We start from the raw sequence: 25,257 nt of genomic DNA, 5'->3' as shown, positions 1-25,257 counted from the left end.
TGGCCCGGTCACCCCATGTCAGGCGTGGCGGGATAGGCGCGGGTCTCGGCGGCCTTGACGGCAGCCCAGACCCGCTGGCCGATTACGAGGTCGAGGGCGGCCGCGCCGGCCGGCGTGACGTCGGCGGCCACCACGATCGGCCCGTCCAGCCCGATCCGCAGGTTGTCCCCGTGCCGCTGGACACCGGTGACGGTGGCCGGCCAGGTGTTGCGCGGGCTGCCGTCCGGGCGGGACCGGTGCAACGCGACGGCAGACGGTGGGAAGGCGACGAACGCATCGCCGTCGAGCCGGTCCGCCACTGCGAGCGCGAGGTCCGAGCCGACGACGACGGTCAGCCCCTCAGCACGGCCGCGGTAGAGGTTGAGGCCGACGAGGCGGGCCACGTAGTCCGTCCGCGGCTGAGCGGTCACCGTGGCGGCGTCACCGACCTGCACGACCCGACCGTTCTCGAGGATGACCAGCCGGTCCGCGAGGACCAGGGCGTCGAGCGGGTCGTGGGTGACGAGCAGGGTGGCGCCGGGATGTTCGGCGAGGTGGCGGTGCAGGTTCGCGCGCGTGTCGAGCCGGGTCCGGGCGTCGAGTGCCGCGAGCGGCTCGTCGAGCAACAACAGGCTCGGGTCGACCGCGAGCGCCCTCGCCAGCGCCACTCGCTGCGCCTGTCCGCCGGAGAGCTGCCGCGGCTTGCGCCGTGCGTACTCCGAAAGACCGATCCGGCCGAGCCACGCCGCCGCCTGCGCACGGGCCTGTCGCCGCTCGACCCCGTGCCGGCGAGGTCCGAACGCGATGTTGTCCAGGGCGTTCAGGTGCGGAAACAGCAGGTAGTCCTGGAAGACCACGCCGATCGAGCGGAGCTCCGGCGGCGTCCACACGCGGCCGGCCGGCCGGTCGAGGTCGTGCCCGCCGAGGGTGACGTGCCCGGCCGTCAGCGGGTGGAGACCGGCGAGGGCGCGAAGGGCGGTCGTCTTGCCGGCGCCATTGGGCCCGAGCAGCGCGACGACCTCGCCGGCGTCGATCCGCAGCTCCAGCTCGAGCCGGAACGTCTCTCGCTCCACCACGACATGAGCGTCCAGCAGCGGCTCCCCAGTCGTGCGCCCCTGCCGTCGTTCGTACGTACGGTCGCGATCCGTGCCGGTCATGGGGTGGTCATCCAGCGGTCGCGGAGGCTGACGAGGATCGCGACGGACACGAGAAGCAGCACCAGGCTGAGGACGATCGCCGCCTCCAGGTCGGTCTCCAGCGCGAGATAGACCGCGAGCGGCATGGTCTGCGTACGGCCTGGGAAGTTGCCGGCGAACGTGATCGTCGCACCGAACTCACCGAGCGCCCGCGCCCAGCACAGCACCGCACCGGCGGCGACGCCGGGCGCGACGAGCGGCAGCGTCACGTGGGTGAACGTTGTCCACCGCCCGGCGCCCAGCGTCGCCGCCGCCTCCTCGTAGCGGGCGTCCGCACCGCGCAACGCTCCCTCCACGGCGATGACGAGAAAGGGCATCGCGACGAACGCCTCCGCGAGCACCACACCCGCCGTCGTGAACGGCAACGTGACACCGAACGCGGCGTCGAGCCACGTACCGACCAGGCCTTGGCGGCCGAACACGAGCAGCAGCGCCACCCCGCCCACCACCGGCGGGAGGACGAGCGGCACCGTGACCAGGGCCCGCACCAGCCGCCGGCCGGGAAACGGCGCGCGGGCGAGCAGCCACGCGAGGGGTATCCCGAGTACGAGGCAGAGCAGAGTCGCCAGGGTGGCGGACTGCAGGGACAGCCGGAGCGCGGTGAGGACTCCTGGCTCGGCGAGCCGCTGTGGGAGCGTGGTCCATGGCGTACGAACGACGAGACCGACCAACGGCAGCACCAGAAAGAGGAGACCCAGCCCGGCCGGGACCAGCAGGGCGAGAGGAACCCGGCGGGCCCGCCGAGGTGCTCCGGTGGTCATGGGCGGCTACTCGTCCGGCGCCTGGAAGCCGGCCTCGCCGAGCACGGCCGCACCCTTGTCGGAACGTACGTACGAGACGAACGCCTTGGCCGCGCCCGCGTTGGGTGCGTCCTTCAGTACGACGATCGGGTAGTCGTTGATCGCACTTGCGGCCTCCTCGAAGGCGACTCCGTCCACCTCGCCCGCGGCCGCCTTCACGTCCGTGCGGTAGACCAGCGCGGCGTCGACCTCGCCGAGGGTCAGCTTGGACAGTGCGCCCTTGACGTCCTGCTCCAGTGTCACCGGAGTGAGGTCGACGTGGCCCGCGTCGAGGGCCTTCGCCGCGGCCGCACCGCAGGGCACCTGCTCGGCGCAGAGCGCGACCTTCACGGCGGGTTTCGCCAGGTCGGCCAGCTGCTTGATGCCGCCCGGGTTGCTCTGGGGAACAGCGATGACGAGCTGGTTCCTGACGAACACGGCCGGCTCGCCGGTGCCGTTGCCCGCGTCGGTGACCGTCTCCATCGAGGCCGGTGCGGCCGAGGCGAACACGTCGGCCGGCGCGCCCTGGTTGATCTGTGTCGCCAGCGCCGAACTGCCGGCGAAGTTGAACGTCACCGTCACCCCGGGATGGGCGGCCTCGAAGTCCTTGCCGATCGTCGTGAACGCCTCCGTCAGCGACGCCGCCGCGAACACCGTGACCGTGCCGGTGAGCGTCGAGGCTCCGCTCCCGGGTTCCGGACTGGTCGTGCTGGCGGCGTCGGGTCGATTCCCGTCACACCCGGGCAGCCCCACCAATGCCAGCGCGGTCACCACCGCGAGCCCGACCACCGTCGCGAGGCTGACCACGGTCGTACCGCCGACCACCGTCGAACGCATCCCACCGGCTCTCACGGGCGGGACCTCCGTCTGCTGCCCCCGGCGGCGAAGTCACCGGTCGGCGCCCCGCCGGCCGCCCGTCGGCGCCACGCCGTCATCGGGCTTCTCCACGACGACCGTCGTCGACTTGATCACCGCGACAGCGATCGAGCCGACCTGGAGATCCAGCTCGTCGACCGCTTCGCGACTCATCAGCGACACCACGCGGAACGGCCCTGCCTGGATGTCGACCTGCGCCATCACCGTGTCCTTGGCCACGGCGGTGACGATGCCGCGGAGCCGGTTGCGGGCGGAGGAGTGCTCCGAGCGTTCCTCCTGCTCGCCGGCCTGGGACCGCGCGAAGCCGGCGAGGTCGACGCCTTCGATCACCCGGTGCCCGTACCCGTCGCGAGCCGCGGCGAGCCGACCAGCGTCGACCCACCGGCGTACGGTGTCGGCGCTGACGCCCAGCAGCTCGGCTGCCTCGCTGATCCGGAACGCTGTCACGGGGGCGATCCTAGCGCCGCGTCTGCGGGTCAGTACAGTCGATATCCATTGCAAACTCTGCCCTAACACACCTGTAAGCATCGCACTTGCGGCACGGCTGCTGCGGTCCGGAACCTCGCCGGCACCTTCGACCCCGACCTCCTGACCCGACCTCCTGACCCGACCTCCTGACCCGACCTCCTGATCCCGACCTCGTGACCCCGACCTCGTGACCCCGACTCGTGACCCCGACGCCGTAGCACGCAGGCCGAGAGCCGGCCTCGGTAACGTCAGGCCTTCGCGAGCGTCGGAGGTCAAGCGATGGCGGCGTACTTGCGCAGGCAGCTCCTGGGGCAGACGTTCACCGGCACGCCAGTCGAGGTGGTGGAGGCCGTCGCCGGCCTCAACGCCCAGACACCGCGGGCGCCGTCGGCCGGTCTGTGGACGAGGCTGGACAGCTTCGACCAGGACGACCTCGACCGGGCGCTCAGGAGCTACCAGCTGGTGAAGGCCAACCTCATGCGTGGCACCGTGCACATGGTGACCCGCCGGCAGTACGTCACCTGGCGGCTCAGCCTGCAACCGATGCTCGAACGTACGGTCAACGGGTTCTGTCCTGGCCTGTGGCGCACCGTCGACCACGACAAGCTGCTCCAACGTGGCGCGCGGCTTCTCCGGGAGCACGACGGCCTCACACGCGCCGAGATCAGCGCGGAGCTGGGCCAGGAGTTTCCCCTGTCCGAGCCGCGGCAGTTGGGCTTCGCCGTACGCATGCTGCTTCCGGTCGTGCAGGCCGCTGACGACGTGTCCTGGCGACCCGCGCGGACCCGCTACATCCTCGCGGAGCAGGCGTTCGACGACGTAGCCGGTTCGCGCCCGGAGTCGCCGGCCCGGGCGAGTGGTTCGACCACGTCCGGCGCCGCCGTTCATGATCAAGAGGCAGAAAACGGGGAACTGGGGCCCGCAAATGCCCGTTTTCTGCCTCTTGATCATGAACCAGGAATCCCGGGACAGTCCGGTGACCTGCTTCCCGCGCCGCAGGGCCTGCCCGACTTGGTGCGGAGCTTCCTCCGGGCGTTCGGTCCCGCATCGAGCGCGGACGCCAGCTACTGGTCGGGGGTCTCCCGGCTGGCACCAGTCCTGACGTCGGTCGGGACGCCATCGGTCGGGCGCCCAGCCGTCGGGCGCCCAGCCGTCGGGCGCCCAGCCGAGAGTACGGGTCCTGCGCGGAGGACCTGGTACGACGCCAACCAGCACATCGACGAGGAACCGCGGCGGTGTTACGTCCTGCCCGAGTACGACAACGTGTACTTCTGCCGCAAGGGGCCGGGGTCGCCGCTTGTCTCCGCCAAGAAGCGACTGGTCGGACCCGTAGGCCACATGACCGGCTCCTTGGTCTCCGACGGAGAGGTGTGCGCGCAGTGGAAGTGGACCGTCGACGCGGGCACCGTCACGCTGACCCCCTGGAGGGACCTCGACACGGACGAGGCGACCGAGTTCGAGCGGTTCCGCGCCTGGTGCTCCACCATCGACGCCGCCACCACCCGCCGGAGGTGACCGTCACGGCTGGTCGATCGAGGTCGCGGAGGAAGGCGTACACCTCCTGCAGGCGTTGCCGATCCTCCGCGCTGCGAAGGTGCTACCTGATCTGGCCGAGCGTCGTACCGCGGCGACGGCGCCACGTCCTCGCCGGCAAATGAGGCTCCCCCGACATGTGTCAGGAGAGCCCCAAATGACCACGCTGAGCAGGCCTGTGGAGTGCCGCACATGTCTCCGACGCCTTGCTGGGTTCCACAGGCCTGCTCAGCGTGGTCATTTGCGGGCCCGCCCCAATCCCCGGGCGGAGGCGCGGCGCGCCGGCCAGGCGGGTCCGATCAGGGCGGACGGCGAGCTGAGGTCAGCTGGACTCGCGGCGGGCGCGCGACGAGGTCTGGTACGCGGTCGCCTCGCGCAGAGCCGACGGCCCGGCGAGAGAGCGGGAGATGCCGCGCGCGGCCGTTCGGACCAACGGCGCGAGGAACGCCGGATCCACCGAGCCGGCGTGTACCACCACGGACACGGCGGCGACCACCGTCCCGGACGCGTCACGTACTGGGGCCCCGACGGACAGGCTGTCGAGGGTCACCTGTCCGTCGCTGACGGCGATCTCCTGGCGGCGGGCCTCCGCCAGGATTGCGCGCAGGCGTACCGGATCGGTGAGGGTCTTGTCCGTGAACCGCTCGAACGGGCCGGCGAGGACGGCTTCCTGCACGTCGTTCGGCGCGAACGCCAACAGCACGAGTCCCGCACCGCTGGCAGGCAAGGGAAACCGCAGGCCCACCCGGGTGTGGACGCCTACAGAGGTACGGCCGGCGAGCCGTTCGATGAAGACCAGCTCCACGCCCTCGCGGACCGCCAGCTGAACCACCTCGTGGGTGACTTCGTACAGGTCTTCCATGAACGGCATCGCGGCGTCGCGCAACGCAACACCGCGGGGCGCCAGGGCGCCGACCTCGTAGAGCCGGAGGCCGATCCGGTACCGGCCGTCCGTTCCTCGTTCGAGCGCGCCCCAGGCGACCGCCTCGGCGACGACCCGGTGGGCCGTACTCAAGGCCAGCCCGGCCCTGCGCGCGATCGCGGACAGGGTGAGTGCGTCTGCGTCCGTCGTGAATGCTCCGATCACACCGAGCACCTTGCCGGCCGCCGTAGCTGCCGCGGGCCGGCGGGCCGGCACGCCTCCTTGGCCACCAATCCTCGCGGCTGGTCTCTCCGACGGCACACCTGCTCCGCCCGCAGCCGTGACCGATCCACCCGCAGCCATGGCTGATCCACCTGCAGGCGTGCCGGATCCACCCGCAGGCTGGGCTGGTTCCACTGAGGGCTCGGCGGTCATTCGCACAGAGTTCCAGGACCCGGGGCGGTCCGCACGCCGCGGCAGGCGGAGATGGACAGCCAGGCCCCGGGCGATTGGCGAGCCGGGTCAGGTGCGCGCCCGTTGCCTCCGCGCGTTCGCCGCCGTCGTTGCCGGACGCGAAGGCGCCAGGCAGGCTTCCGCCAGACGGAAGGGCCACTGTCGGCGGCGCGAGCCCGTCCTAAGCTGGCGGCCGCGTCAGTCCGCGCGCCGTTCGTGGTCCCAGCCTGCCGTGTCACCTGTCAGGCAGTTGACCAGGTCGGTCAGGTCGGTCGGCCAGGTCAGTCGGCGGGGCAACTCGACCGGGCCAGCCGGCCGGGCCAGTTGATCGGGACAGCTGATCGGGGTCGCTCGTCGCGCCGGCCGGCGCGGCACCTGTCTGTACGTTCGAGCCCGGAGGTCACCACGATGACTCGTATCTCGCCGCCCTTCCGCGCCGACCATGTGGGCAGCCTGCTGCGGCCCGCCGCGCTCCTCGATGCGCGCCGACGGCACAAAGCGGGCGAGATCGACGGCGGCAGCCTGCGCGCCGCCGAGGACGCCGCGATCCGCGATGTCGTACGCATGCAGGAAGAAGTCGGCCTGCAGACCGTGACCGATGGGGAGTTCCGGCGTACGTCGTGGCACATGGACTTCATCTACCAGCTCGGCGGGATCGACCCCACCGACGAGAAGCTCATGGTGCACTTCCGCAACGAGCAGGGCGAGCTGGACTTCGAGTCCGCGGCGCTGAAGGTCCACGACCGGATCACGCTGGCTGACACGATCTTCGCCGAGGCGTTCACCTTCCTGCGCGACAACGCCAGCTCCGCCCAGACGCCGAAGCTGACGATCCCGTCGCCCAGCATGGTCCACTATCGCGGCGGGCGGGCCGCCATCGACCGATGCGTCTATCCGGAACTCGACGGTTTCTGGGCGGACCTGACGAGCGCGTACGCCGAGCAGGTGCGGCGCGTCGCCGATCTCGGATGTACGTACCTCCAACTCGACGACACCAGCCTCGCCTACCTGAACGACCCGAAGCAGCGGGAACTGATCGCCAGCATGGGCGGCGACGCCGAGCACCAGCACGAGCAGTACATCCGCACCATCAACGCCGCGCTGGCCAACCGGCCCGACGGCCTGCGGGTGACCACGCACATGTGCCGCGGCAACTTCCGCTCGTCGTGGGCGGCCGAGGGAGGGTACGACTTCGTCGCCGAGGCGTTGTTCTCCGAACTGGACGTCGACGGGTTCTTCCTGGAGTACGACGACGACCGCTCGGGCGGCTTCGCGCCGCTGCGGTTCGTACCCCCCGGCAAGCAGGTCGTCCTCGGCCTCGTCACCACCAAGAAGGGCGCGCTGGAGGACAAGGACCAGCTCAAGCGCCGGATCGACGAGGCGTCCCGATACGTGCCGCTCGACCAGTTGTGCCTGTCGCCGCAGTGTGGGTTTTCGTCGACGGTGGAGGGCAACGTGCTGACGTACGACGAGGAGGTCGCGAAGCTGCGGCTCATCGTCGAGACCGCCCGCGAAGTCTGGGGGTGATCATGATCGTGATCATGAAGATCTTGCGGCGTATACGCGACTTTTCCTTCAGGATCATGGACGTGTTCCTTGCTCTCACATGGAGCGCGCCTGCGCCCTGAGGCGATCGAACGCCGACGGCGGTGAGCCGTCGTCCAGGCGTCGGCGAATCTGGTCGGCGGATTCCTCGGGGCTGAGGACCGACGTGTCGACCTCGAGGTCGTACACCCCGGGTTCGTGCACTGCCTGTTCCCACAGTTTCACCGGGTCGCGGACGGTGCCGCCCTGCGCGTAGCCGACGCCACCCCACGTGGCGCGCCGGCGCTCCAGGACCACCTCAACCGGGCATCGGACGCCGACGAACAACGCAGGCAGTCCGGTCAACTGGTGAGCACTCGCACCGAGAATCCCGCGCGGGACAGAGTACGCGTCATGGTGCGCCGCATCGACCACCACATTGACACCCAGCCGGCTGTGCCTGGCAATTGCTTCGTACATGCCGCGATACAGCGTCACCACGAGTGGCTCGAGATCGGGTCGCTCGCCACCCGGCCGCTGCCCCAATCCTGGCTGAAAACGCGCGGGGGTCATCCGCTTGAACGTGTCGACTCCGAGGTTCATCCACACGCCCGCGAACCGCTCCTGGATCGCCGCAGCAATGCTGCTCTTACCCGAGCGCGGGGTTCCGTTCAGGATGACAATGGTGCCGGGCGCGCCTTCGCTGGCCATGCATCTCCTTGTGCCGTTGGTCTCTGTCGCATGAGGCAAGAACGCCACGTGCGCACAGGCAGGATCAGAAAGGTCGAGGCTCCGGCGGCGCGAGGATCCACGGCTCGTTCAGAGGAGTGGCTCGCCATCTCCACCCGCCTAGCTCGGGCAGACCGGGAACGTCAAGCCGCCCCGTCACCCATCGCAGTGCCGTCCATGGATCCACGCCGGCCTGGGCCAGCCTCGATTCGTGATGGGGAAACATCCGGGCGACGACACGTTCGCACACATCATGAGGTGGTGCGAAGTCCACGCCGAGCCCGGTGGCGATGTCGTGACCATGAACAAGCGCTTCCACGCATCCCCCGCCTGCGAATCCTCCTGGATCCGCCATCCCGTACGGATGATAGGTCCGTACCTGCGGCGACGAGGCACGAACCACCATCGCGAGAATCCGCCCGGTCGCCGTCACGAAGTCAAGAACGCCATCAGGAGGGGCGTCGTTCATCGCCCTGCCAGCCCATCGCACGTATCGAGTACGAGCCCGGATCGCCAACTGAGACGCATAGTGTGCGAGACACTGACCGATGTGCTCAGCGGTCGACCAGCACGTCCATTCCAGCTTCCCGGCACGAACCGTCCAGTTCCTGTCCACTGCGGGGCGAAGACCGTCTTCCACACACGTGATCACGGCGTCCAGATCATCGGCGGTGACCCGCACATGGTCCTCCACTCTCGGGAAACAGGCACGTCGATGATCCGTCCGTACGCCAGCAGAATTCAAGTCTTGTATTCAGCTGTCGACGATGATTGATTGAAGAGGTAGGGGGAAGCTGCCCGGGGTTCCACCGGGCCGAACAGCTGGTCGAGGCGGGCCGGGTCGAGCACCAACGACGGGAGAAGCCACCGGCCTCCGCGGCTCTGTTATGTTCAGGCGTCCGGAGTTGCGCGTAACTACGCTCCGATCGAGCGCGGCCCACAAGGGGAGAGAGTGGTATCTGACGAGCGGATGGCCAAGGAGCTGTCCGGGACACTCGAGCGGACGTCCTTCACACACCTCGGTGTCGCCCATGCGGGCAAGGTTCGCGACAGCTATGTCAGCGGCGGAGTTCGCACCATCGTCACGACCGATCGGCAGTCCGCCTTCGACCGGATCTTGGGCACCATCCCCTTCAAGGGCCAGACACTGAACGCGATCGCAAACTTCTGGTTCGACGCCACGGCGGACATCGTTCCGAACCACCTGCTCGAGGTGCCCGATCCCAATGTCATCCGCGCTCGTGAGTGCGAGCTCGTCACGCTCGAGTTCGTCGTCCGGGCGTACATCACCGGAGTGACGAGGACGTCGTTGTGGTTCAACTACGAGTCCGGTCAGCGTGAGGTTGCCGGCAATCGTCTGCCGGAGGGGTTGCGCAAGAACGAGCGACTGCAACAGCCGATCCTGACGCCCGCGACCAAGCTCGACGAGCACGACCGCAATATCAGTCGGGCGGATGCCATCGGCGAGGGACTGATCACTGCCTCCCTGTTCGACCGCATTGCCGATCTCAGCTTCGCCCTGTTCGCTCGGGGAACCGAGGTGGCCTCCCAACGGGGGCTCATCCTCGTTGACACCAAGTACGAATTCGGTGTCCTCGGCGGGGACATCTTCCTCATCGATGAGGTGCACACGCCGGACAGCTCGCGCTACTGGTATGCCGACACGTACGAGTCCTTGTTCGAGGACGGCAAGGACCAACGCTCGCTCGACAAAGAGCCCCTGAGAGAGTGGTTCGTGGAGCGTGGGTTCGATGGCGATGGCACGCCACCGGCACTTCCAGACGATGTGCGGGTGGCAACTGCTGCCAGGTACATCGCTTTGGCCGAGGAGATCACTCAGCGGCCGTTCGAAGCAACGCCTGACACTGCCGTCGACCGCGTGACCTCTGTCCTCGCCGGTTAGGGACCAGCCTTCAGTGCGCTACCTGTGGCTGCTGCGCGACAACTCGGGATGGCCGTTGTGACCTGCGTGGGCGTCATCTTCTGGGACTTCGACGGAACGCTTGGCTACGGCCCGCATGGGCCGGGTTCGTGGCGGCCGTGCTTGATCGAGGCGCTCGATCAGCTGCATCCGGGCCATGGCGTGACACCCGCGGACCTTCGGCAGTACACGAGGAACCGGTACCCGTGGAGCAACCCCGACGTGGCGCACACGCACCTGGTGTCGGCCGCCGAGTGGTGGGCCGAGCTGGAAGCAGTATTTGCCGAGGCGTTCAAAGGTGTTGGATACGTCGAGACGGCCGCCGAGCTGGCGAACTTGGCGGGCAGGTTCTACGCCGATGGCTCGCGGTGGGGTCTCTTCGAGGACACCATTCCCGTTCTCCAACAGCTGCGGGACGACGGCTGGCGGCATGCCGTGTTCTCGAACAACGTCCCGGAGCTCGAGACCAACCTCGGTCTGCTCGGACTGAACCAGGTCGTCGAGGTTGTCGTGTGCTCAGCGGCGATCGGCTACGAGAAGCCGCACCCTGAGGCCTACCGGTGCGCTCTCCGCGCGGCCGGCCATCCCCGCACGCGGTGGATGGTGGGTGACAACTTTCAAGCGGATGTCGTCGGCGCCGAGCACGCCGGCATCCCGGCGATCCTCGTCCGAAGCGAACACCCCCAAGCACAACGCCGGGCAAAAGACCTCGTCGAGGCGGCGTCCATCATCACGGCTCGCCCCACCGGGTAGAGCGCCTCGGCACGACCTGCCCGGCCTCCCGTCGCCCAACACATCCCCGGTGACCAGCGACAACACCCCGCCCGATCGCCGTATCCACCCACGTCAATGCCAGGAGAGCCGGATGCGCTCCTGACACCAGATGTCAGGAGCGCTCTGGCAGGGTCGACTTTCGTCCACGCGTCCGCCCACACATCGGCCTCGACTGGCCGACCCGCAGAGCCAGTTTCTGCCGAGCTTTGGCCAGCCGGTCAGCGATCGGCTGATCGAACGGACCGGTGGGCGACGAGGCGTGACAGGACACGACGAAGCTGGAGGCGGGTACATGGGCGACGGCCCACGAGAATGGATCGCGGAAATCAACGATCGCACAGGCAGCGGCCTCTCGTTCGTCGATGTCGCGCCACAAGGCGAGACCGGGGGCGCGGCCTTCGTACGCTGGCCAGACGGCCGCGACGGCGTGGTCACCCACGCACCGATCCCGCCGCATCAGGCACGGCAGACCGCCGAGGTCCTCGCCACGGTCCGCGCCGCGGGTCTGCCGGTTCCCCGCCACGACCTCGTTCTGGAACTCGCGGACGGCACCGCGGCAGTTGTGCAGGAACGCCTGCCCGGGTCACCGCCGAGGCGTACGGACGTCCGCGCGATCGAGGCGATGCTGGCGGTCAACGAACGCTTCGCCGGTCTGTTGGCCGACCGGCCCGACGTCGCGATCCCGCCCCTGTACCTGCGGAAGAGTGGTCCGGTGTTCCCCCGGCACGAGACCCTGGCGGACTACTGTGACCGCAGCCGACGGTTGCTCCAGTTGATCCGCGAAGTCGGCAACGCCGAGCGGCACGAGATGGCCGGCGATGATCTCGTCCACACCGATTTCACGGTCCCGAACGTCCTTTTCGACGACTCCGGCCAGGTGACCGGCGTCGTCGACTGGAACTTCGGCGTGGCACGCGGGGACCGCCACTTCGCACTCGTCGGGCTCCGCTTCGACCTCGCCTGGGCAGCGGCGGATCCGGATGGCGGATACAACGGTGTTGAACGAAAGGCCATCGACCGGGTGGATGTGGCACTCGAGACCACGATGACGCCGGAGCTGTTACGCATGTACTGGGCGTACTGGACCCTCTACAAGCTCCACTGGGTGATCCGCTCCGGCATACGAAGTGTCATCGATCTTCATCTCCGGTTGGGTGAGAGCCGCCTCCTGTGACCGTCGGGCTTGGCAGAGGGGTGGCGGTTGCGCAGTGCTGCGACGGCGAAAGCGACGGCGGACCGTCTCCGCGGAGGTGCCCCGAGACGCCTGCTCGGGCAGACTTGTCCGCTGTGAACATCGCGATCCGAACCGCGACAGGCGCTGACGCCGCGCGCGTGGCGCAGATCTACGTCGACTCGTGGAACGCGGGATTCGGTGACCTGATGCCGCCTCAGGTGCTCGACGACGACCGGATCGACCGCTGGACCGCGACCCTCACCACGGCGGCTTCCGCGGATCCGCAGCCTGCCGCCACGTCGATCCGAGCCCAGACAGGACCGCGCATCGCGACCACCCCGCGTGCACCCCGATGGTGGGTCGCCGACCGGTCCGGTGAGGTCGCCGGCTTCGTCGGCATCGGGCCCAGCCGCGACCCGGTGGACCCCGACCTCGGCGAGGTCGACACCATCGCGGTCGCTCCGGCCCATTGGCGCAGCGGCGTCGGCACCGTGCTCATGCGTACCGCCCTCGACGCACTTCGCGACGACGGCTACCGCGAGGCGATCCTGTGGACTCTCGCCGACTATGACCGCGGGCAGCGCTTCTACCTTTCGGCCGGCTGGACGCCCGACGGACGAAGGCGTGACAACGGTCATCAGGTGTCGTTCCGGCACCGCCTGCGCGACACTCCTCGATAATCCACAGTGCCGCGCCCCGGGGGCGGCGGAAGAGGCGGCGAGGCACCAACCGCCTCAGGCCTGCAGCGAGGGGCGTTCACCCGACTCCTTGTGACCCGCGAACAGCGGCCCGCCAGAATGGTCGAGTACGCCGGTGAGGAAGCGGGCGATCGCGGTGGGGTCGGCGTGGGCCGCGAGCCAGCGTTCGGTGAGCTCGAGATCGTAGGCAATGAGCTCGCGCAGCAGCCACTTGCCGGTACCGGTCCAGCGCCCGTTGAGGGCGAGGACCCGTTCGCCAGCAGCGGCCCAGGCCGCGGCGGCGACCACCGTGCGCTCCGCCGGATCGGTGGCGTGGGTCAGATCATCGAGCAGATCGGTGAGCTGGTAACGGATTCGGTTGCGTTCGGTATCGGTCAACGGAGCCGGACCGGCCGCGAGCACGTTCGTACACAGAGTCTGGATCTCACCGGAATGTGTGCGATCGCCGACCAGGTGCACACCAGTGGCGACCATCCGGTTCAGGGCCGGGCGCCGACCTGGCAGTTCCTTCGTCAGGTAGTGGGCAAGCGTCTCCTCGTCGTGGACGAACAACTCGACCGGCCAGCCGCGAAAGTGCCGAGAGTCACGGTGCGGTGCCTCCGGGTCGCCATCGGGCAGCAACACCACGATGTCGAGGTCGGAACCGGCCGTGCGGTGCGTCGTGATGACACTGCCGGACAGGAGCGCCCAACGCGCATGGGGAAAGGTCTCGACGACAACATCCCGCGCGTCGACGATCGGATCACCTCGGCCGTCTCGGCCATCGTGGCTCATCTCGCCAGCGTGGCAAGCCTTCGTGACTCGGCGCAAACCAATTGGCCCTGCGAGCGAAGCGCGTCATCCGACCCGATAGCGCACGGGACCGGCCGGCATTCGCGTGTACAGACCGCGCAGGCTGACCTCAGCTACATGACTCGTCCACTGCCGACTCGTCCTACGTTGGCGTGGACGATGGCCTCGATCAGATCATCCGGATCACAGGGCACAGCACGCCTTAGTCGACCTCCGCGAAGCCTCCGATCGCCACATGGTCGACGACCCAGGACGTCAGCTCCAACAACGGGACCAACGCGTCGCGTACCCGGTCGACGACCTCGGGCGTGTGGACCCATGCCCCCGCACCGAGCCACAGTTGCGCGAACGCCGACCGTCGGCGAAGAAGGTCGGCCCGCGGATGGTCCGGCGGGTAGCCACGCGGTGGGCGGGTCATGAGCCGACCGGTGAACTCGTACCCGGTGCGGTCCAGGACGGCGGCGATCTCCGCCAACTCCTCACCGCTTCCATCGGCTGCGGCCGCCTCACGATACCGAGTCAGGGCAGGGCCCGCGCCACCCGACCAGCCACCCTCGACGGTCAGCCCGTCCAGGTCGAACTCCACCGTCATCCGTACCCGACGCGCGATCCATGCAGTGGCGTTCGTGCGCTGCCACGACCGTGGCTGACCGCTGCGCCCGGACACACAGAATCCGCAGCCCGCCACAGGATCGAGCGCCGCCGCCAACTGCTCCATCGGTCGGCGGATCAGCTGGTCGTGTGCGGTGCGGTGTGCGTCCAGCACGGCGGATGACGGCTCACCGTCCAGTTTCAGCAGCACGTCGTAGGCAGATTCTGGCAAACCCGTCATCTCTTCAGCCATCCCGCCACACTGCCAGCCCGCACCGACAGACCTCCCGCGCGTGGGTCACGCGCGAAGATCGCGATGCCGGCGGTGACGATCCCGGACGTCCGATGGCGTGGTGAGTCCCCTGACCGCCTCCTCACCACCATCCACGGCGCCCGTACCATCGGGGCGCATGGCTGCCGACGACGTTCCGTTCCTGGTCATCTCCGGACCGCCCGGTGTCGGTAAGACCACCGTGGCGTGGGAGATCTTCGATCAGCTCATCGAGTACGGCAGCCAGCACGCCCTTGTCGACCTTGACCTGCTGGGCGCATCGTGGCCCGTGCCGGCTGACGACGAGCACAACGAACGCCTCAGGTCGCAGAACCTCGCCTCCGTGTGGTCGAACTTCAGCGCCTCCGGCGCGCGGCGACTCATCGCGGCCGGCGTCATCGAGAACGCGGAGAACCTCGCTCGGTATACCGACGCCGTGGCCGGATCCAAGCCGGTCCTCTGCCGACTCAGCGCCACGGACGAGATCCTGCACGCCCGCATCAGGCGCCGCGGCCGGGAACGCGGTGACGGCGTCGAGGCGCTCTCGCGGCGCGCTACCGAACTGTCTGCCCAACTGGAGGCCAACGATGTCGCCGACTTCGTTGTCGAGACCACCGGGCGCGAGGTTTCGGAGATCGCGCGGATCATCCTCGAGCGGGCCGGGTGGGCGGCAGCCCGCGCACAAGGGCCTGAGTCGGTCGGTAACGCGCGCGATTACCGACGGCCGTTATCGCGGTGCGGCGAGTGAGCTGCCGCGGGTAGCCTGCCCGGATGCGGTCGATTCCTGAGTTCCTGCTCGTCGCGATCCTCCTCACCGTCACGCCGGGACCCGCCACGGCGGCCATCGTGCGTACGGCCGCGAAGGACGGTCGGGCAGCGGCGCAGGGCACTGTGGCCGGCAACAGCATCGGTGTCCTTCTGTGGGGTGGACTGTCGGCCGTCGGCCTCTCCGCCCTGATCCTCGCCTCACAGATCGCATACGACGTGCTGCGGATCACCGGAGCCGTTGTCCTCGTCGTCCTGGGCCTCCGGTCGCTGCTCGCCCGCCGGCGGGAGGGCTACCCGACCGGTGTCGACCCGCGGACCAGCCAGCCGTCGGGCCGGATGCGGGCGGCCCTGGCGGGCGGTCGGATCGGTCTCGTCACGAGCGTGTGCAATCCGAAGCTGGCGGTGTTCTTCGTGGCGCTCTTCCCACAGTTCCTGGAGCCAGGGGCCGCAGTCCTTCCCGCCGCGTTGGCGATGGCGCTCGTCATCGTGACGCTGGACATGTTCTGGTATTCGACACTCATCTACGCCGTGCACCGGATGCGGATCCTGCTCCGGCCGCGCATCCACCAGTGGATGGAACGCGTGACCGGTGGAGTCCTTGTCGCGTTGGGCATCCGCCTCGCCGTCGACACCAGATGACGTACGTATGAGCGGTCTGCGTCGCTACGTCGCAGCGGCGTACGCAGGCCGGAGCGCGGCGGCCCGCTCGTGTTGCTCAACCAGGGTCGTGATGCGCCTCGTCGCCCCGGCCGCGCCGAACTCCTCGCCATGCCAGCAGGAGATCACGTGGATGTGCAGGTGCCACACGTCCTGACCACCCGCGGGTTCATTGTGCTGGCGTACGGCAATGCCGTCGCACTGGTCGATCGCCAGCAGCGCCGCCGCGGCTCGCCTCGCGGCCGGAAGCAGGCGCGCGCCAAGGTCGTCCGGCAGCGCGTAGAGGTTCTCGACATGCCGCGTGGGGATGACCATGAGCTGGCCCGGTCGGCCGTTCCAGCTTGTTGGATTGACGATCACACCGATGTGCTCATCCTGATGCACGATCCCGCCGGGCGTACTGATGTCGGTGTCCTCGCCACGCAGCAGCCGGCAGAACGGGCAGGCGTATTCGTTCGGTTCATGACGATGCATGATCCGGGACCATAGCGGCCCGGGGTTCACCGGGCCCCTGCGAGAGCTTGCCCACCGGGGCCGCCGGATGAGCGACGGAATTCGCCGACCACTCGAGCACGCTGGTCCCTCTCCTCGAATACACCATGAACGACCCGCGGAGAACAAGACTTCACATTTTCCGGAGGCGGAGTCACAGTTGCCGGCATGGTGTTCCAGCAGACGTCGAAGAGGCCAGCACCGGAATTCCGCGACCTTCCGCCCGTGATCTGGATCGGCGGCGGTAGCGGTGCAGGCAAGTCGACCGTCTCCCGGGCCCTCGCCTACCGCTTTGACCTGGCGTGGTATCGCATCGACGCATCGGCGTACGCACACCGCGACCGCCTCATCGTCAAAGGCAAGCTCCATGCCGATGCCGCGGCGGAGACCCATGACCAACGCTGGCTCACACCGAGCGTGGAGAACCTCGTGGACAGGTTCGTGGAGGGCTCCGTGCATGGCTTTCCGCTGATCCTCGAGGACCTGCGCGCCATGCCGACCGACATTGCGGTGATCGTCGAAGGGCCGCAGTTGTTCCCAGGGCTCGTTGCACCATATCTGCCGGATCCGGGTTGGGGGCTCTGGCTTCTGCCGACCCCGGAGTTTCGGCGCGCCGCGCTGGCATCGCGCTGGAATGCCTCGCGCTCCACGTCCGACGCTGAGCGCGTCCAGGAGAAGCTGCTGGCCCGCAACGATCTTCTCGACGCTCGGATCCGTATCGAAGCTACCGCCCACGGCCTACGCGTCGTGGAGGTCGACGGCGTACGAGACCTGCCGACCATGATCGACCGTGCGGCTGACCTCCTGGCACACCCGCTCGCGAACGCTCCGCGGGCGCGAACTGGGCGGCAGCGTCGGGCTCTCCGCCAGTCCGAGAACGACACCATGATCACCAATGTCAGGGCGTGGCTCGCCGACATCGGACCAACCGGACCACCGGACCCGCTGCTGTTGCCGTTCGCCTGTGAGTGCGATCGGCTCGGCTGCACGGCCGAGGTCGAACGAACGCCCGCCGACCACGAGGCACTGCGCGCCACCGATCGCCACATCACCGCGCCAGGTCACGCAGTCCCCGCCGATGAGCCGCGACCAGCCGGATAGCTCGAAGGATCGCCGGTACCTGAGAGAGGGCGCGGCTGTAGGACCCTTCCCGGTCAGTGCTTCAGCGGGTCGTGGCCCCAGTTCATCAACGAGTACCTCCACCGGCTCTCCGTCACGTCCTTGGCCGGACGCTGCGCGAGGTGACGCTTGACGTAGCCGACGACTTTGCGCATGTGGTCGACGTCCTCATCAGTCAGTTCGTTCTTGTTCTTGGCCAGCAGCGTGACGATCCTTCGGCCGGACTCGTGGCCCGTCGATTCGCCGCCGTCGCGGCGCTGGCCGACCGACTGGGACTTCTCGGTGTCGAGCCACCGCTCGAGTTCCTTCGCCGTCATGTTGACGGCTGCCTTCCAGTCATCCCAGATGGCATCGACAGACGAGGACTTCACCATGTCAGGTCTTCCGCCATCAGCGGCGGCTAAACGCGGTCGTGGATGCGACTCGTCCAACCAGCCGGCCGCACGCCGCCCCTGCTGTCTCGGCGGTCGGGCAGGGACCGGACGATGAACGCGAGGCCGAGAGCGATCCCGAACACCCACCAGACAAGAACGCGCAGCGAGGCCGCGAACGCGTCGTAGGCCGCCTCGCCGAGCACCCGCTGGTCGGGGGCGAGCGAGGCCAGGGTCGGCTCGCGGGCCATGGTGATTCCGAGGACGAGGACGCCCATCGCGACCGTGGTCCCAGCCAAGACCGCCAAGAGCGTACGCCGGCTTGGCGACGCGGCAAGCGCCACCAGGAAACTTCCGGCCGCGATCACGGGAAGGATCACCCCGAGAATCGCCACCACGTCGTACCACCTCTGAGCTTCGGCGAGAGGTGCGGACTCGACGACCACGAACCGAAGCGACGGCGAGCGTACGTCCCGGACGGCGTCGAACCCGTCGTCGACCAGTCGCCGCTTCGCCTCCTCCACCAACGGAGTCAGCTCGACGGTGATCGGTGCGTTGCGCGGTGAGCCGGTGGCGATGGCGTTCCGGGCGTCCCTCAGCGCCGTCGCCCAGACCTGCGTCGCGACCGGACTGTCGAGCGTCTCGCGGACGTCCTTCTCGATGAGCGCCGCAAGTGCCGCCTCGGTCGGATCGAGGACGCTGCCCAGGTGGCGGCGGACCAGGGATCGCGGAATCCCCAGGCCGGCAAGGGCATCGACGGTGCCGTCGACGATCTTCGGCAGGTCGGCCTGTCGTCGGATGTCGTCGGTCACCCGGGTCGCGATGGCCGCCTGGATCTCAGGATCCTTGATCAGCGGGCCGGCGGTCTCCGCGTACCCTTCGGTGCGCAGCTCCTGGCCCGCCCAGATCACGGGGACGGCGGCGAGAACAGCCAGGCTCCCCACCAGCACAAGCACGCCCGCCACCATGTCGCGGACAGTCATGCCCGCCAGAATCTCATGGCGAGCCCGGCGTGCCGGTGCGCGTCCCGGCCGGCACGTCCACGTGCGGCCACTCTGCTGGGCGTTCAGCGGCGATTGTGGGGTTATGGCCCGGAGGTGATGGCTTGTGGCCATCCGTCGGGTGACTGAGCAGTGGGACTGCTGAAACCGAGCGGATTCTTCTGTTGGACGTCTCACCGGGAAGGCGCGCAAGATGGGCACCATGGACTTCACTCAACTCGGTCGTACCGGCCTCAAGGTCAGCCGCCTCTGCCTCGGCACGATGAACTTCGGACCGCACACCTCCGAAGCCGACGCGCACGCGATCATGGACGCGGGCCACGACAAGGGCATCAACTTCTACGACACCGCCAACGGTTACGGGGGCCAGGGTCATAACGGCCGCACAGAGGAGATCATCGGCCGGTGGTTCGCGCAGGGCGGCGGGCGGCGTGAGAAGACCGTCCTCGCCACCAAGGTCTACGGCGACATGGCCAACAACTGGCCGAACTCCGGGCGCCTCTCCGCCCTGAGCATCCGCCGGAACCTCGACGCGAGCCTCAAGCGGCTGCAGACCGACTACGTAGACCTGTACCAGTTCCACCACGTGGACCGGAACACGCCGTGGGACGAGATCTGGCAGGCCCTTGAGGTCGCCGTCACCCAGGGCAAGGTCCTCTACGTCGGCAGCAGCAACTTCGCCGGCTGGCACATCGCCCAGGCGCAGGCCGCGGCGGAGCAGCGCAACTTCCTGGGCCTGGTCAGTGAGCAGTCGAAGTACAGCCTGCTCACCCGTGCCATCGAGCTCGAGGTCATCCCCGCCGCGGAGCACTACGGCCTCGGCATCATTCCGTGGTCGCCGCTTGCCGGCGGACTGCTCGGGGGCGTCCTCGGCAAGGTCGAAGGAAAGCGCCGGCAGCAGGCCGAGGCGATCGAACGCCACCGGCCGCAGCTCGAGCAGTTCGAGAGCCTGGCGGCCGAGCTCGGTCACCAGCCCGGCGACGTCGCACTCGCCTGGATCCTCGCGCAGCCCGCGGTCACGGCGCCGATCATCGGGCCCCGCACCATGGACCAACTCGACGCCGCGGAACGCGCACTCGAGGTCAAGCTGGACGACAAGGCCCTGGGTCGCCTGGACGAGATCTTCCCCGGTCACAAGACCGCGCCGGAGGACTACGCCTGGTAGGACCCGCACGAAGCGGGTGGTCGCGTCGTACGGCAGAACGGCGCGACCATCCCCTACGCGAACCCGGTCAGCCGGCGGGCGTCCTCGATGATCTGGATCTGGCGACGTACGCTCGCAGCCGTCACGAACACCTCGGCCCCCTCGCGAAGCGTCGACTCGAGCTTGTCGTAGTACCGCAGCGCCGCGGAGCGGGTCCTGCGGCCGAGCGTGCGGACCTCCTCCTCCCAGCTGATCTGCTCACCCGTGCCGTACCGCCGTCCCGCTGCCGGACCCTCGTTGAGTTCCAGCGCGCCCAGCGAGTCCGGATCGAACCACCGCAGCGTGAACGTCGTACCGTCGCCGACGAGCGCTCCGGTCGTGCCGGAGAGCTGCCACGCGGGTTGCGGCAGCGCCACGCAGAAGCTCGACTCGATGTCGGCCAACGGGCCACTCTCGCCGCGCAAGCAGAGCTTGACGTGATCCTCGGCGTCGCCGAGACCGACCGTGTGCCGTAGGTCGGCGTACACCTCGATCGGTCCGTCGCCGAGAAGCAGGAGCACCTGGTCCATCAGGTGCGGCACCGTGTTGGAGAGTTCGCCGCCGCCGTACTTCCGCAGCATCTGCCAGTCCGCGCGCCGTTGGAACCGATGGGACGTACGACGGACCAGCACGAGGTCGCCCAGGCGCCCGGACGCGAGGACCTCCTGGACGTACTCGAAGTCGGCGTCGAGCCGGCGCGGCTGGTAGCAGGTCAGCACCCGGTCGGCGGCCTTGGCCGCGGCGATCATCTGGTCGACCTCGGCGGCGGTCCCGGCGAACGGCTTCTCGACGACGACGTGGCGCCCCGCCTCGAGGGCGGTGATCGTCAACGGAACATGGGTGTGCGACGGGGAGGCCACCACGACGACCTCGAGGTCGGCGTTCGCGAGCAGCTCCTCGGGCTCGGTGTACGTCGCGCAGCCGAAGCGTTCCCGCGCCTCCCCCCGCCGGTCCTCGACCGGATCTGCCACGGCCGTCACGTCGAAGCCGTCGTGCTCGGCGATGGCGTCGGCGTGGATGTTCCATCCACTTCTGCCGAGGCCGAGAATGCCGACCCGGAGCGGTGCGTCGGGCATCGCGTGGTCCTTTCGGTCGAGGTTCGTCGCTTGCCAGCCTGCCGGCTTGGTTGGTTCCCGGCCAAGCGGACCGACCAGTCACGGCCAGCCGGGCCAAGAGAAACGATCAACGGCGGCGGCACCGGGCACGTGCGGGTGACTTGTCCCAGGTCTGGAGCTTGTCCCGATTTTGTCCCGATCTGGACGATCCAGGCCAGCGGCTACCGGAAGCCGCCGCCGTCCAGATCCCGGGCCGTGGGCGACAGGTCGCCGACGGCGTGGCGCACCCAGACGTTGGGTTCGACGTAGACCGCGTACCCGGCTTGCGTGTCGCACTGCACCGGCACCAACGCGTGCGGGACATCGACCGGACCGTCCTCGTCGAAGGGCAGGCCGGTCCACCCGCGCCACCGGCTGAGCGAGGCCGCGATGACCCAGGACGTCGGCGCGACTCCGACGAGTTGGCCACCGGCGCGTACATGCGTACGCAGCCATGGGTCGTACGGCAGGCCGTCCGCGCGGACGCGCTTTGCGTACTCCTCCATCGGCGTGCGCGGCTCGCGGTCCTTCCAGGTGGGGCGTACCGGCGCGACCAGGCTTGTCAGGCCGCTGTCGGCGGTTGCTCTGCGCAACGCGTCAAGCATCAGCCTCGCCAGACCCTGCCCCTGCACGGTTACCGCGACGCTGATGTCGAGCGCGCAGGCGGTGGTCGACGCGACACCCTGGCGATCGTCCATGAACGCCCACACCACGACCTGCTCCCAGCCGCCTTCGGGCAGTTCCTCCCGACCCGGACCATCGGCAGCGAACCTGACCGCATGCGCATTCGCCACCACGGTGCCGTCCTCGGTCGTCGCGGTCAGGCAGATCTCGGGAAACGCCTGCCGCGACTGCCAGAAGTAGGCGTCTGAGATCCGGTTGTGACGCATGAACTCGCTCGAGGGCCCGGCGTCGAACGGCGCGCCACTCGGATGGTCCGATCGAACCGCCAACGTGGTGATCTCGACTGGTTGCCCGGAGTTCAAGGTGGCGTGCATCGGCTACGCCCCGTCACTCATCGCGTCGAGAGGAGTGTCCAATGTCTTGACGTAGCGAAGCCAGCTGTCGGCATCTCGGTCCTGATACTCACGGATGACGTACGAAGCGCACACGGAAGAACTCCAGGGGGAAGCGAGAACGAGTCGGGTCCCACGCGACGGATCGCAGCGGGGCCGAAGGTCATGACGGTCGGACTCACTTCGAGCGCATCCCCAGATCCTGCACGAGCGGTCGCCAGGTCGGCAAGAGCGTGTGCGTACTCCCCTACCCGTGATCATGATCGTGATCATGATCGTGATCATGATCGTGATCATGAAAGTTCTGCGGCGGATAGCCGACCTTTCTTTCATGATCATGGAACAGCCCTTGTTTTGCAGGGCTTTCGGGCGTTCGGTTGTCGGTGGTCGGGTCTATGTTGAGATCATGGAAACGGCCACGACGACCGCTTCACACCCCAGCGCTGGTGCCCGTGACACCGGCGTCGGCGAAGCGTCGCGACACCCGCTGCCGGTCCTGGTGGAGCGGGTGCGTGCCCGGTTCGGTGCGGAGTTGCCGCCGGTGCTGTGGTCGATGCCCGACGACGACGTGGTGGGACTTCTCGTCGACCTGCAGGGGCTTGCTGCTCAGGTCGACGCAGCCCTGCTCGCCGGAGTCCGCGAAGCTGACCGCCGCGACCTGGGCAGGACCGCTGGCGCCACCTCCACCGCGAGCTGGGTCTCCGGACTGCTGAAGATCCGACCCGGCCACGCCAGCCGTAAAGTCAAACTCGCCCGCGACCTCGACACCACGCTGATCCTCACGCAGTCGATGGTGAACACCGGCGAGATCAGTGTCGAGCATGCCGATGTCATCGCCCAGACCCTCCGCGACCTACCATCCGAGGCGGGCCCGGACGTGCGGCACGAGGTCGAACAAGCACTGCTGGACCACGCCCGGGTCTTCCACCCCAAGGATCTCGCGAAGATCGGCGCCACCATCCTCGAGATCGTCGATCCAGAGCTGGCCGACCGGGTGTTGGCCAAGAAGCTCGCCGACCAGGAAGCCAGAGAACTCCGCTTGCGGGAACTGTCCATCAGTGACGATCCCTACAGCACGAGCAGTTTCCTCCGCGGCAAGCTCGACGCCGAGACCACTGAACTCCTTCGCGTCGCGCTCGAACCACTTGCCAAGCCCCGACCGACGACCGCAGACGGACCCGACATGCGGACCAGCGCGCAACGGATGGGCGACGGGTTCCACGAACTCCTCCGTCGCTACCTTGGCTCAGGACAGTCACCCACTCACGGCGGAGAGAAACCACACCTCGTCATCACGGTCACCGACGCCAACCTGATCAACGGCACCGGCTACGCATCCCTGCTGCACACCGGCACCCCGATCTCCGCTCGTACCGCCCAACGCGTGGCGTGCGATGCCAAGATCAGCCTCTGGGGCACCCTCAACAGCGAACCGGCTCTCACCGACGGCACCCGCCTCTTCACCGGCAAGACCCGTCGACTGTTGGAGCTACGAGACGGCGGCTGCGCATTCCCCGGTTGCGACCGGCCACCGTCGTGGTGCGACGGACACCATGTCACAGCCTGGCTCCATGGCGGACCGACCAGCGTCGGAAACGGCGTCTTGCTGTGCGGATACCACCACCGGCTCATCCACCAAGGGGCCTGGCAGGTCCGTATCGCCGACGACGGCATGCCGGAGTTCATTCCGCCCGACTGGATAGACAAGAACTGCGACCCGTTACGCAACAACAGACTCCGCGCATAGACACGTGATCGTGTCAGGAGGTTCTGCGCCGCAGAGGCGACTTTCCCTTCATCATCACGGGCTGGCGCGGCCGCCCGCAGTCGCAGCGGCGTGGCAGGCGCCGTAGCCTTCCGCGCGGGCGACGATCCTGCCCGCCTCAATGCGTACGGCCGCTTCGGTGGCGTCGCTGACCGCAGGGACACCGGCAGCGGCGGCAAGGGCACCGGTTTCGTCGTACACGATCTGCAACCCTGGCCACGTCGGCGGCGGGAGCGCCTGGCGGAGGCAGACGCGGAACTCGGCGATGGTCAAGCGAGCGAGCGGAATCAGTTCGCGCGGCGCGCTGGAGACGAGGACCGCCGTGACGTCGGCACCGGACGGTGCGGCGCGCACGGCTTCCTCGATGGCCGCGAGCCGGTGCAGGCCGAGGATCGCGACCACGCCGTCGCCGCCCAGGCGCGCGGGCTCTCCGCGGATCGCATCGGTCGCGGGGAGCGGCGACCAGCCCTCATCGGCCGCTCGCGCAGGAGGAACGTAGGGAAGGTGCGTGGGCTGCCACCGCTCGTCGAGTTCGAGAGCGGCCAGCTGTCCGCATGCCCGGATGACGTTGAACGGCTCGACGAACCCGGGTGCCGTGGCGGCCAGCTGGCTGGCGCCCTGCAACGTCGTGAGGACGGCTTCGGCGACCCCGACCAGGCGCCAGGCGCCACGGGACGGTGGGCGTAGCCGCTCCAGCGCGAGCCCGAGCAGGAGTGCGTCGAGCCTCATCAGTTGTGCGTACGGATGGCGCGTCCGCTCGTCGGCCGCGACCTCAGGCATCAGGTCCATGCCGAGCAGGCCAGCGCTGCGCTGGGTGTCCGTGGCGAGGGGAAGACGGGCGAGCCACGCACGACTGAACGCCTCGAGCGCCTCCTGGACGGTCTCGCCAGCGGGCTGGAGTGCCCCCTCGGGCACACGTTCGGCGTCCTCGGCGAGGACCGCGAAGTAGAGCGCCCGCTTGCCGGGGAAGTTGGAGTAGACAGCACCGCGGGTGAGTTCCGCGCGCTCGGCGATGCTGTCGACCTTGGCCGCGCGAAATCCCCGCTCGATGAACTCGTCGCGGGCAGCGGCCAGCACCTTCGCGCGGTTGCGCGCCTGCATCTCCGCCCTGGTGAGGCGGGCCATAGTTCCCCTGCTTCCTGCGGTGGCCGGTCCGGGTCCCCGTGCAAAC

General features: G+C 68.5%; 25 protein-coding genes. 11 read left to right on the top strand and 14 right to left on the bottom strand.

What is annotated here, in order from left to right; all coding sequences use genetic code 11:
- Window positions 1-8 precede the first annotated feature (8 nt).
- Genes ABN034_RS07175 through ABN034_RS07160 form a run of 4 tightly spaced genes read right to left on the bottom strand, consistent with a single transcriptional unit; the run spans window position 9 to window position 3,277 of the window.
- Entirely contained in the window at window positions 9-1,136 is a 1,128-nt protein-coding gene (locus ABN034_RS07175; protein ID WP_349690201.1) for an ABC transporter ATP-binding protein, read from the bottom strand.
- Window positions 1,133-1,936, bottom strand: coding sequence for an ABC transporter permease (locus ABN034_RS07170; protein ID WP_349690200.1), 804 nt, complete (start codon window positions 1,934-1,936; stop codon window positions 1,133-1,135). The genes ABN034_RS07175 and ABN034_RS07170 overlap by 4 nt, the downstream gene beginning before the upstream one ends.
- Before the next feature lie 6 nt (window positions 1,937-1,942).
- Complete coding sequence (gene modA, locus ABN034_RS07165; RefSeq protein WP_349690199.1) at window positions 1,943-2,806, bottom strand: molybdate ABC transporter substrate-binding protein; 864 nt, start codon at window positions 2,804-2,806, stop codon at window positions 1,943-1,945.
- A gap of 36 nt (window positions 2,807-2,842) precedes the next feature.
- Complete coding sequence (locus ABN034_RS07160) at window positions 2,843-3,277, bottom strand: TOBE domain-containing protein (RefSeq protein WP_349690198.1); 435 nt, start codon at window positions 3,275-3,277, stop codon at window positions 2,843-2,845.
- 300 nt (window positions 3,278-3,577) lie between these two features.
- On the opposite strand from ABN034_RS07160, the gene ABN034_RS07155 reads away from it, so the two are divergent.
- A complete protein-coding gene (locus tag ABN034_RS07155; protein WP_349690197.1) occupies window positions 3,578-4,813 on the top strand; it encodes a DNA glycosylase AlkZ-like family protein in 1,236 nt (411 codons plus the stop codon).
- A 340-nt stretch (window positions 4,814-5,153) separates the two neighbouring features.
- Here the strand turns inward: ABN034_RS07155 and ABN034_RS07150 are convergent, their stop codons facing one another.
- Complete coding sequence (locus ABN034_RS07150; RefSeq protein WP_349690196.1) at window positions 5,154-5,969, bottom strand: IclR family transcriptional regulator; 816 nt, start codon at window positions 5,967-5,969, stop codon at window positions 5,154-5,156.
- Between the two features lie 585 nt (window positions 5,970-6,554).
- Here ABN034_RS07150 and ABN034_RS07145 point away from each other — a divergent pair.
- Window positions 6,555-7,673: a 5-methyltetrahydropteroyltriglutamate--homocysteine S-methyltransferase gene (locus ABN034_RS07145; RefSeq protein ID WP_349690195.1), complete on the top strand. Its 1,119-nt coding sequence runs from the start codon at window positions 6,555-6,557 to the stop codon at window positions 7,671-7,673.
- A gap of 75 nt (window positions 7,674-7,748) precedes the next feature.
- Here ABN034_RS07145 and ABN034_RS07140 read toward each other — a convergent pair whose 3' ends face one another.
- Window positions 7,749-8,381, bottom strand: a complete 633-nt coding sequence (locus ABN034_RS07140) for a chloramphenicol phosphotransferase CPT family protein (protein ID WP_349690194.1) — start codon at window positions 8,379-8,381, stop codon at window positions 7,749-7,751.
- Between the two features lie 970 nt (window positions 8,382-9,351).
- Between ABN034_RS07140 and ABN034_RS07135 the strand changes: the two genes are divergently transcribed.
- The 4 genes from ABN034_RS07135 (at window position 9,352) to ABN034_RS07120 (ending at window position 12,948) form a co-directional block, all read left to right on the top strand.
- Window positions 9,352-10,302 carry a phosphoribosylaminoimidazolesuccinocarboxamide synthase gene (locus ABN034_RS07135; protein ID WP_349690193.1) on the top strand — a complete coding sequence of 317 codons (951 nt, stop codon included), beginning with the start codon at window positions 9,352-9,354 and terminating at the stop codon, window positions 10,300-10,302.
- 57 nt (window positions 10,303-10,359) lie between these two features.
- Window positions 10,360-11,073: an HAD family hydrolase gene (locus tag ABN034_RS07130; RefSeq protein WP_349690192.1), complete on the top strand. Its 714-nt coding sequence runs from the start codon at window positions 10,360-10,362 to the stop codon at window positions 11,071-11,073.
- Window positions 11,074-11,386: 313 nt separating this feature from the next.
- Window positions 11,387-12,268: a phosphotransferase gene (locus ABN034_RS07125; RefSeq protein ID WP_349690191.1), complete on the top strand. Its 882-nt coding sequence runs from the start codon at window positions 11,387-11,389 to the stop codon at window positions 12,266-12,268.
- A 113-nt stretch (window positions 12,269-12,381) separates the two neighbouring features.
- Window positions 12,382-12,948, top strand: coding sequence for a GNAT family N-acetyltransferase (locus ABN034_RS07120; protein WP_349690190.1), 567 nt, complete (start codon window positions 12,382-12,384; stop codon window positions 12,946-12,948).
- Window positions 12,949-13,002: 54 nt separating this feature from the next.
- On the opposite strand, the gene ABN034_RS07115 is transcribed toward ABN034_RS07120, so the two are convergent.
- Together ABN034_RS07115 and ABN034_RS07110 are read right to left on the bottom strand one after the other, a co-directional pair.
- Window positions 13,003-13,740: a nucleotidyltransferase domain-containing protein gene (locus tag ABN034_RS07115; protein ID WP_349690189.1), complete on the bottom strand. Its 738-nt coding sequence runs from the start codon at window positions 13,738-13,740 to the stop codon at window positions 13,003-13,005.
- A 220-nt stretch (window positions 13,741-13,960) separates the two neighbouring features.
- Window positions 13,961-14,602: a DUF2461 family protein gene (locus ABN034_RS07110; RefSeq protein WP_349690188.1), complete on the bottom strand. Its 642-nt coding sequence runs from the start codon at window positions 14,600-14,602 to the stop codon at window positions 13,961-13,963.
- Window positions 14,603-14,759: 157 nt separating this feature from the next.
- Between ABN034_RS07110 and ABN034_RS07105 the strand changes: the two genes are divergently transcribed.
- A complete protein-coding gene (locus ABN034_RS07105; RefSeq protein ID WP_349690187.1) occupies window positions 14,760-15,368 on the top strand; it encodes an ATP-binding protein in 609 nt (202 codons plus the stop codon).
- Window positions 15,369-15,391: 23 nt separating this feature from the next.
- Window positions 15,392-16,027 carry a LysE family translocator gene (locus ABN034_RS07100; protein WP_349690186.1) on the top strand — a complete coding sequence of 212 codons (636 nt, stop codon included), beginning with the start codon at window positions 15,392-15,394 and terminating at the stop codon, window positions 16,025-16,027.
- A 24-nt stretch (window positions 16,028-16,051) separates the two neighbouring features.
- Here the strand turns inward: ABN034_RS07100 and ABN034_RS07095 are convergent, their stop codons facing one another.
- Window positions 16,052-16,519 (bottom strand): HIT family protein, encoded by a 468-nt coding sequence (locus ABN034_RS07095; RefSeq protein WP_349690185.1) that lies wholly within the window; start codon window positions 16,517-16,519, stop codon window positions 16,052-16,054.
- 186 nt (window positions 16,520-16,705) lie between these two features.
- Between ABN034_RS07095 and ABN034_RS07090 the strand changes: the two genes are divergently transcribed.
- Window positions 16,706-17,638 (top strand): hypothetical protein, encoded by a 933-nt coding sequence (locus ABN034_RS07090; protein WP_349690184.1) that lies wholly within the window; start codon window positions 16,706-16,708, stop codon window positions 17,636-17,638.
- Between the two features lie 53 nt (window positions 17,639-17,691).
- Here ABN034_RS07090 and ABN034_RS07085 read toward each other — a convergent pair whose 3' ends face one another.
- Window positions 17,692-18,030, bottom strand: coding sequence for a DUF3140 domain-containing protein (locus ABN034_RS07085; RefSeq protein ID WP_349690183.1), 339 nt, complete (start codon window positions 18,028-18,030; stop codon window positions 17,692-17,694).
- Window positions 18,031-18,056: 26 nt separating this feature from the next.
- Entirely contained in the window at window positions 18,057-19,010 is a 954-nt protein-coding gene (locus ABN034_RS07080) for a hypothetical protein (protein ID WP_349690182.1), read from the bottom strand.
- A gap of 220 nt (window positions 19,011-19,230) precedes the next feature.
- Here ABN034_RS07080 and ABN034_RS07075 point away from each other — a divergent pair, with 220 nt between their 5' ends.
- A complete protein-coding gene (locus ABN034_RS07075; protein WP_349690181.1) occupies window positions 19,231-20,193 on the top strand; it encodes an aldo/keto reductase in 963 nt (320 codons plus the stop codon).
- 53 nt (window positions 20,194-20,246) lie between these two features.
- Here the strand turns inward: ABN034_RS07075 and ABN034_RS07070 are convergent, their stop codons facing one another.
- Together ABN034_RS07070 and ABN034_RS07065 are read right to left on the bottom strand one after the other, a co-directional pair.
- Window positions 20,247-21,287, bottom strand: a complete 1,041-nt coding sequence (locus ABN034_RS07070; RefSeq protein WP_349690180.1) for a Gfo/Idh/MocA family protein — start codon at window positions 21,285-21,287, stop codon at window positions 20,247-20,249.
- Window positions 21,288-21,487: 200 nt separating this feature from the next.
- On the bottom strand, window positions 21,488-22,303 hold the full coding sequence (locus ABN034_RS07065; protein ID WP_349690179.1) for an N-acetyltransferase: 816 nt from the start codon (window positions 22,301-22,303) through the stop codon (window positions 21,488-21,490).
- A 424-nt stretch (window positions 22,304-22,727) separates the two neighbouring features.
- Here ABN034_RS07065 and ABN034_RS07060 point away from each other — a divergent pair, with 424 nt between their 5' ends.
- Window positions 22,728-24,068, top strand: coding sequence for an HNH endonuclease signature motif containing protein (locus tag ABN034_RS07060; protein WP_349690178.1), 1,341 nt, complete (start codon window positions 22,728-22,730; stop codon window positions 24,066-24,068).
- Between the two features lie 54 nt (window positions 24,069-24,122).
- On the opposite strand, the gene ABN034_RS07055 is transcribed toward ABN034_RS07060, so the two are convergent.
- Entirely contained in the window at window positions 24,123-25,211 is a 1,089-nt protein-coding gene (locus tag ABN034_RS07055; RefSeq protein WP_349690177.1) for a TetR/AcrR family transcriptional regulator, read from the bottom strand.
- Between the last annotated feature and the right edge of the window lie 46 nt (window positions 25,212-25,257).

It is taken from the genome of Actinopolymorpha sp. B11F2 (assembly GCF_040195635.1).
In the GTDB taxonomy this organism is placed as follows: domain Bacteria; phylum Actinomycetota; class Actinomycetes; order Propionibacteriales; family Actinopolymorphaceae; genus Thermasporomyces.
Note: the sequence above shows the minus strand (reverse complement) of the source record. Positions and strands in the feature narration are given on the sequence as shown.

Coding starts and splice junctions, on each gene's coding strand:
- ABN034_RS07105 (WP_349690187.1), top strand. CDS start 14,760: ATGGCTGCCGACGACGTTCCGTTCCTGGTCATCTCCGGACCGCCCGGT.
- ABN034_RS07070 (WP_349690180.1), bottom strand. CDS start 21,287: ATGCCCGACGCACCGCTCCGGGTCGGCATTCTCGGCCTCGGCAGAAGT.
- ABN034_RS07170 (WP_349690200.1), bottom strand. CDS start 1,936: ATGACCACCGGAGCACCTCGGCGGGCCCGCCGGGTTCCTCTCGCCCTG.
- ABN034_RS07075 (WP_349690181.1), top strand. CDS start 19,231: ATGGACTTCACTCAACTCGGTCGTACCGGCCTCAAGGTCAGCCGCCTC.
- ABN034_RS07095 (WP_349690185.1), bottom strand. CDS start 16,519: ATGCATCGTCATGAACCGAACGAATACGCCTGCCCGTTCTGCCGGCTG.
- ABN034_RS07085 (WP_349690183.1), bottom strand. CDS start 18,030: ATGGTGAAGTCCTCGTCTGTCGATGCCATCTGGGATGACTGGAAGGCA.
- ABN034_RS07080 (WP_349690182.1), bottom strand. CDS start 19,010: ATGACTGTCCGCGACATGGTGGCGGGCGTGCTTGTGCTGGTGGGGAGC.
- ABN034_RS07055 (WP_349690177.1), bottom strand. CDS start 25,211: ATGGCCCGCCTCACCAGGGCGGAGATGCAGGCGCGCAACCGCGCGAAG.
- ABN034_RS07110 (WP_349690188.1), bottom strand. CDS start 14,602: ATGGCTGAAGAGATGACGGGTTTGCCAGAATCTGCCTACGACGTGCTG.
- ABN034_RS07060 (WP_349690178.1), top strand. CDS start 22,728: ATGGAAACGGCCACGACGACCGCTTCACACCCCAGCGCTGGTGCCCGT.
- ABN034_RS07125 (WP_349690191.1), top strand. CDS start 11,387: ATGGGCGACGGCCCACGAGAATGGATCGCGGAAATCAACGATCGCACA.
- ABN034_RS07065 (WP_349690179.1), bottom strand. CDS start 22,303: ATGCACGCCACCTTGAACTCCGGGCAACCAGTCGAGATCACCACGTTG.
- ABN034_RS07175 (WP_349690201.1), bottom strand. CDS start 1,136: ATGACCGGCACGGATCGCGACCGTACGTACGAACGACGGCAGGGGCGC.
- ABN034_RS07145 (WP_349690195.1), top strand. CDS start 6,555: ATGACTCGTATCTCGCCGCCCTTCCGCGCCGACCATGTGGGCAGCCTG.
- ABN034_RS07115 (WP_349690189.1), bottom strand. CDS start 13,740: ATGAGCCACGATGGCCGAGACGGCCGAGGTGATCCGATCGTCGACGCG.
- ABN034_RS07100 (WP_349690186.1), top strand. CDS start 15,392: ATGCGGTCGATTCCTGAGTTCCTGCTCGTCGCGATCCTCCTCACCGTC.
- ABN034_RS07140 (WP_349690194.1), bottom strand. CDS start 8,381: ATGGCCAGCGAAGGCGCGCCCGGCACCATTGTCATCCTGAACGGAACC.
- ABN034_RS07155 (WP_349690197.1), top strand. CDS start 3,578: ATGGCGGCGTACTTGCGCAGGCAGCTCCTGGGGCAGACGTTCACCGGC.
- ABN034_RS07090 (WP_349690184.1), top strand. CDS start 16,706: ATGGTGTTCCAGCAGACGTCGAAGAGGCCAGCACCGGAATTCCGCGAC.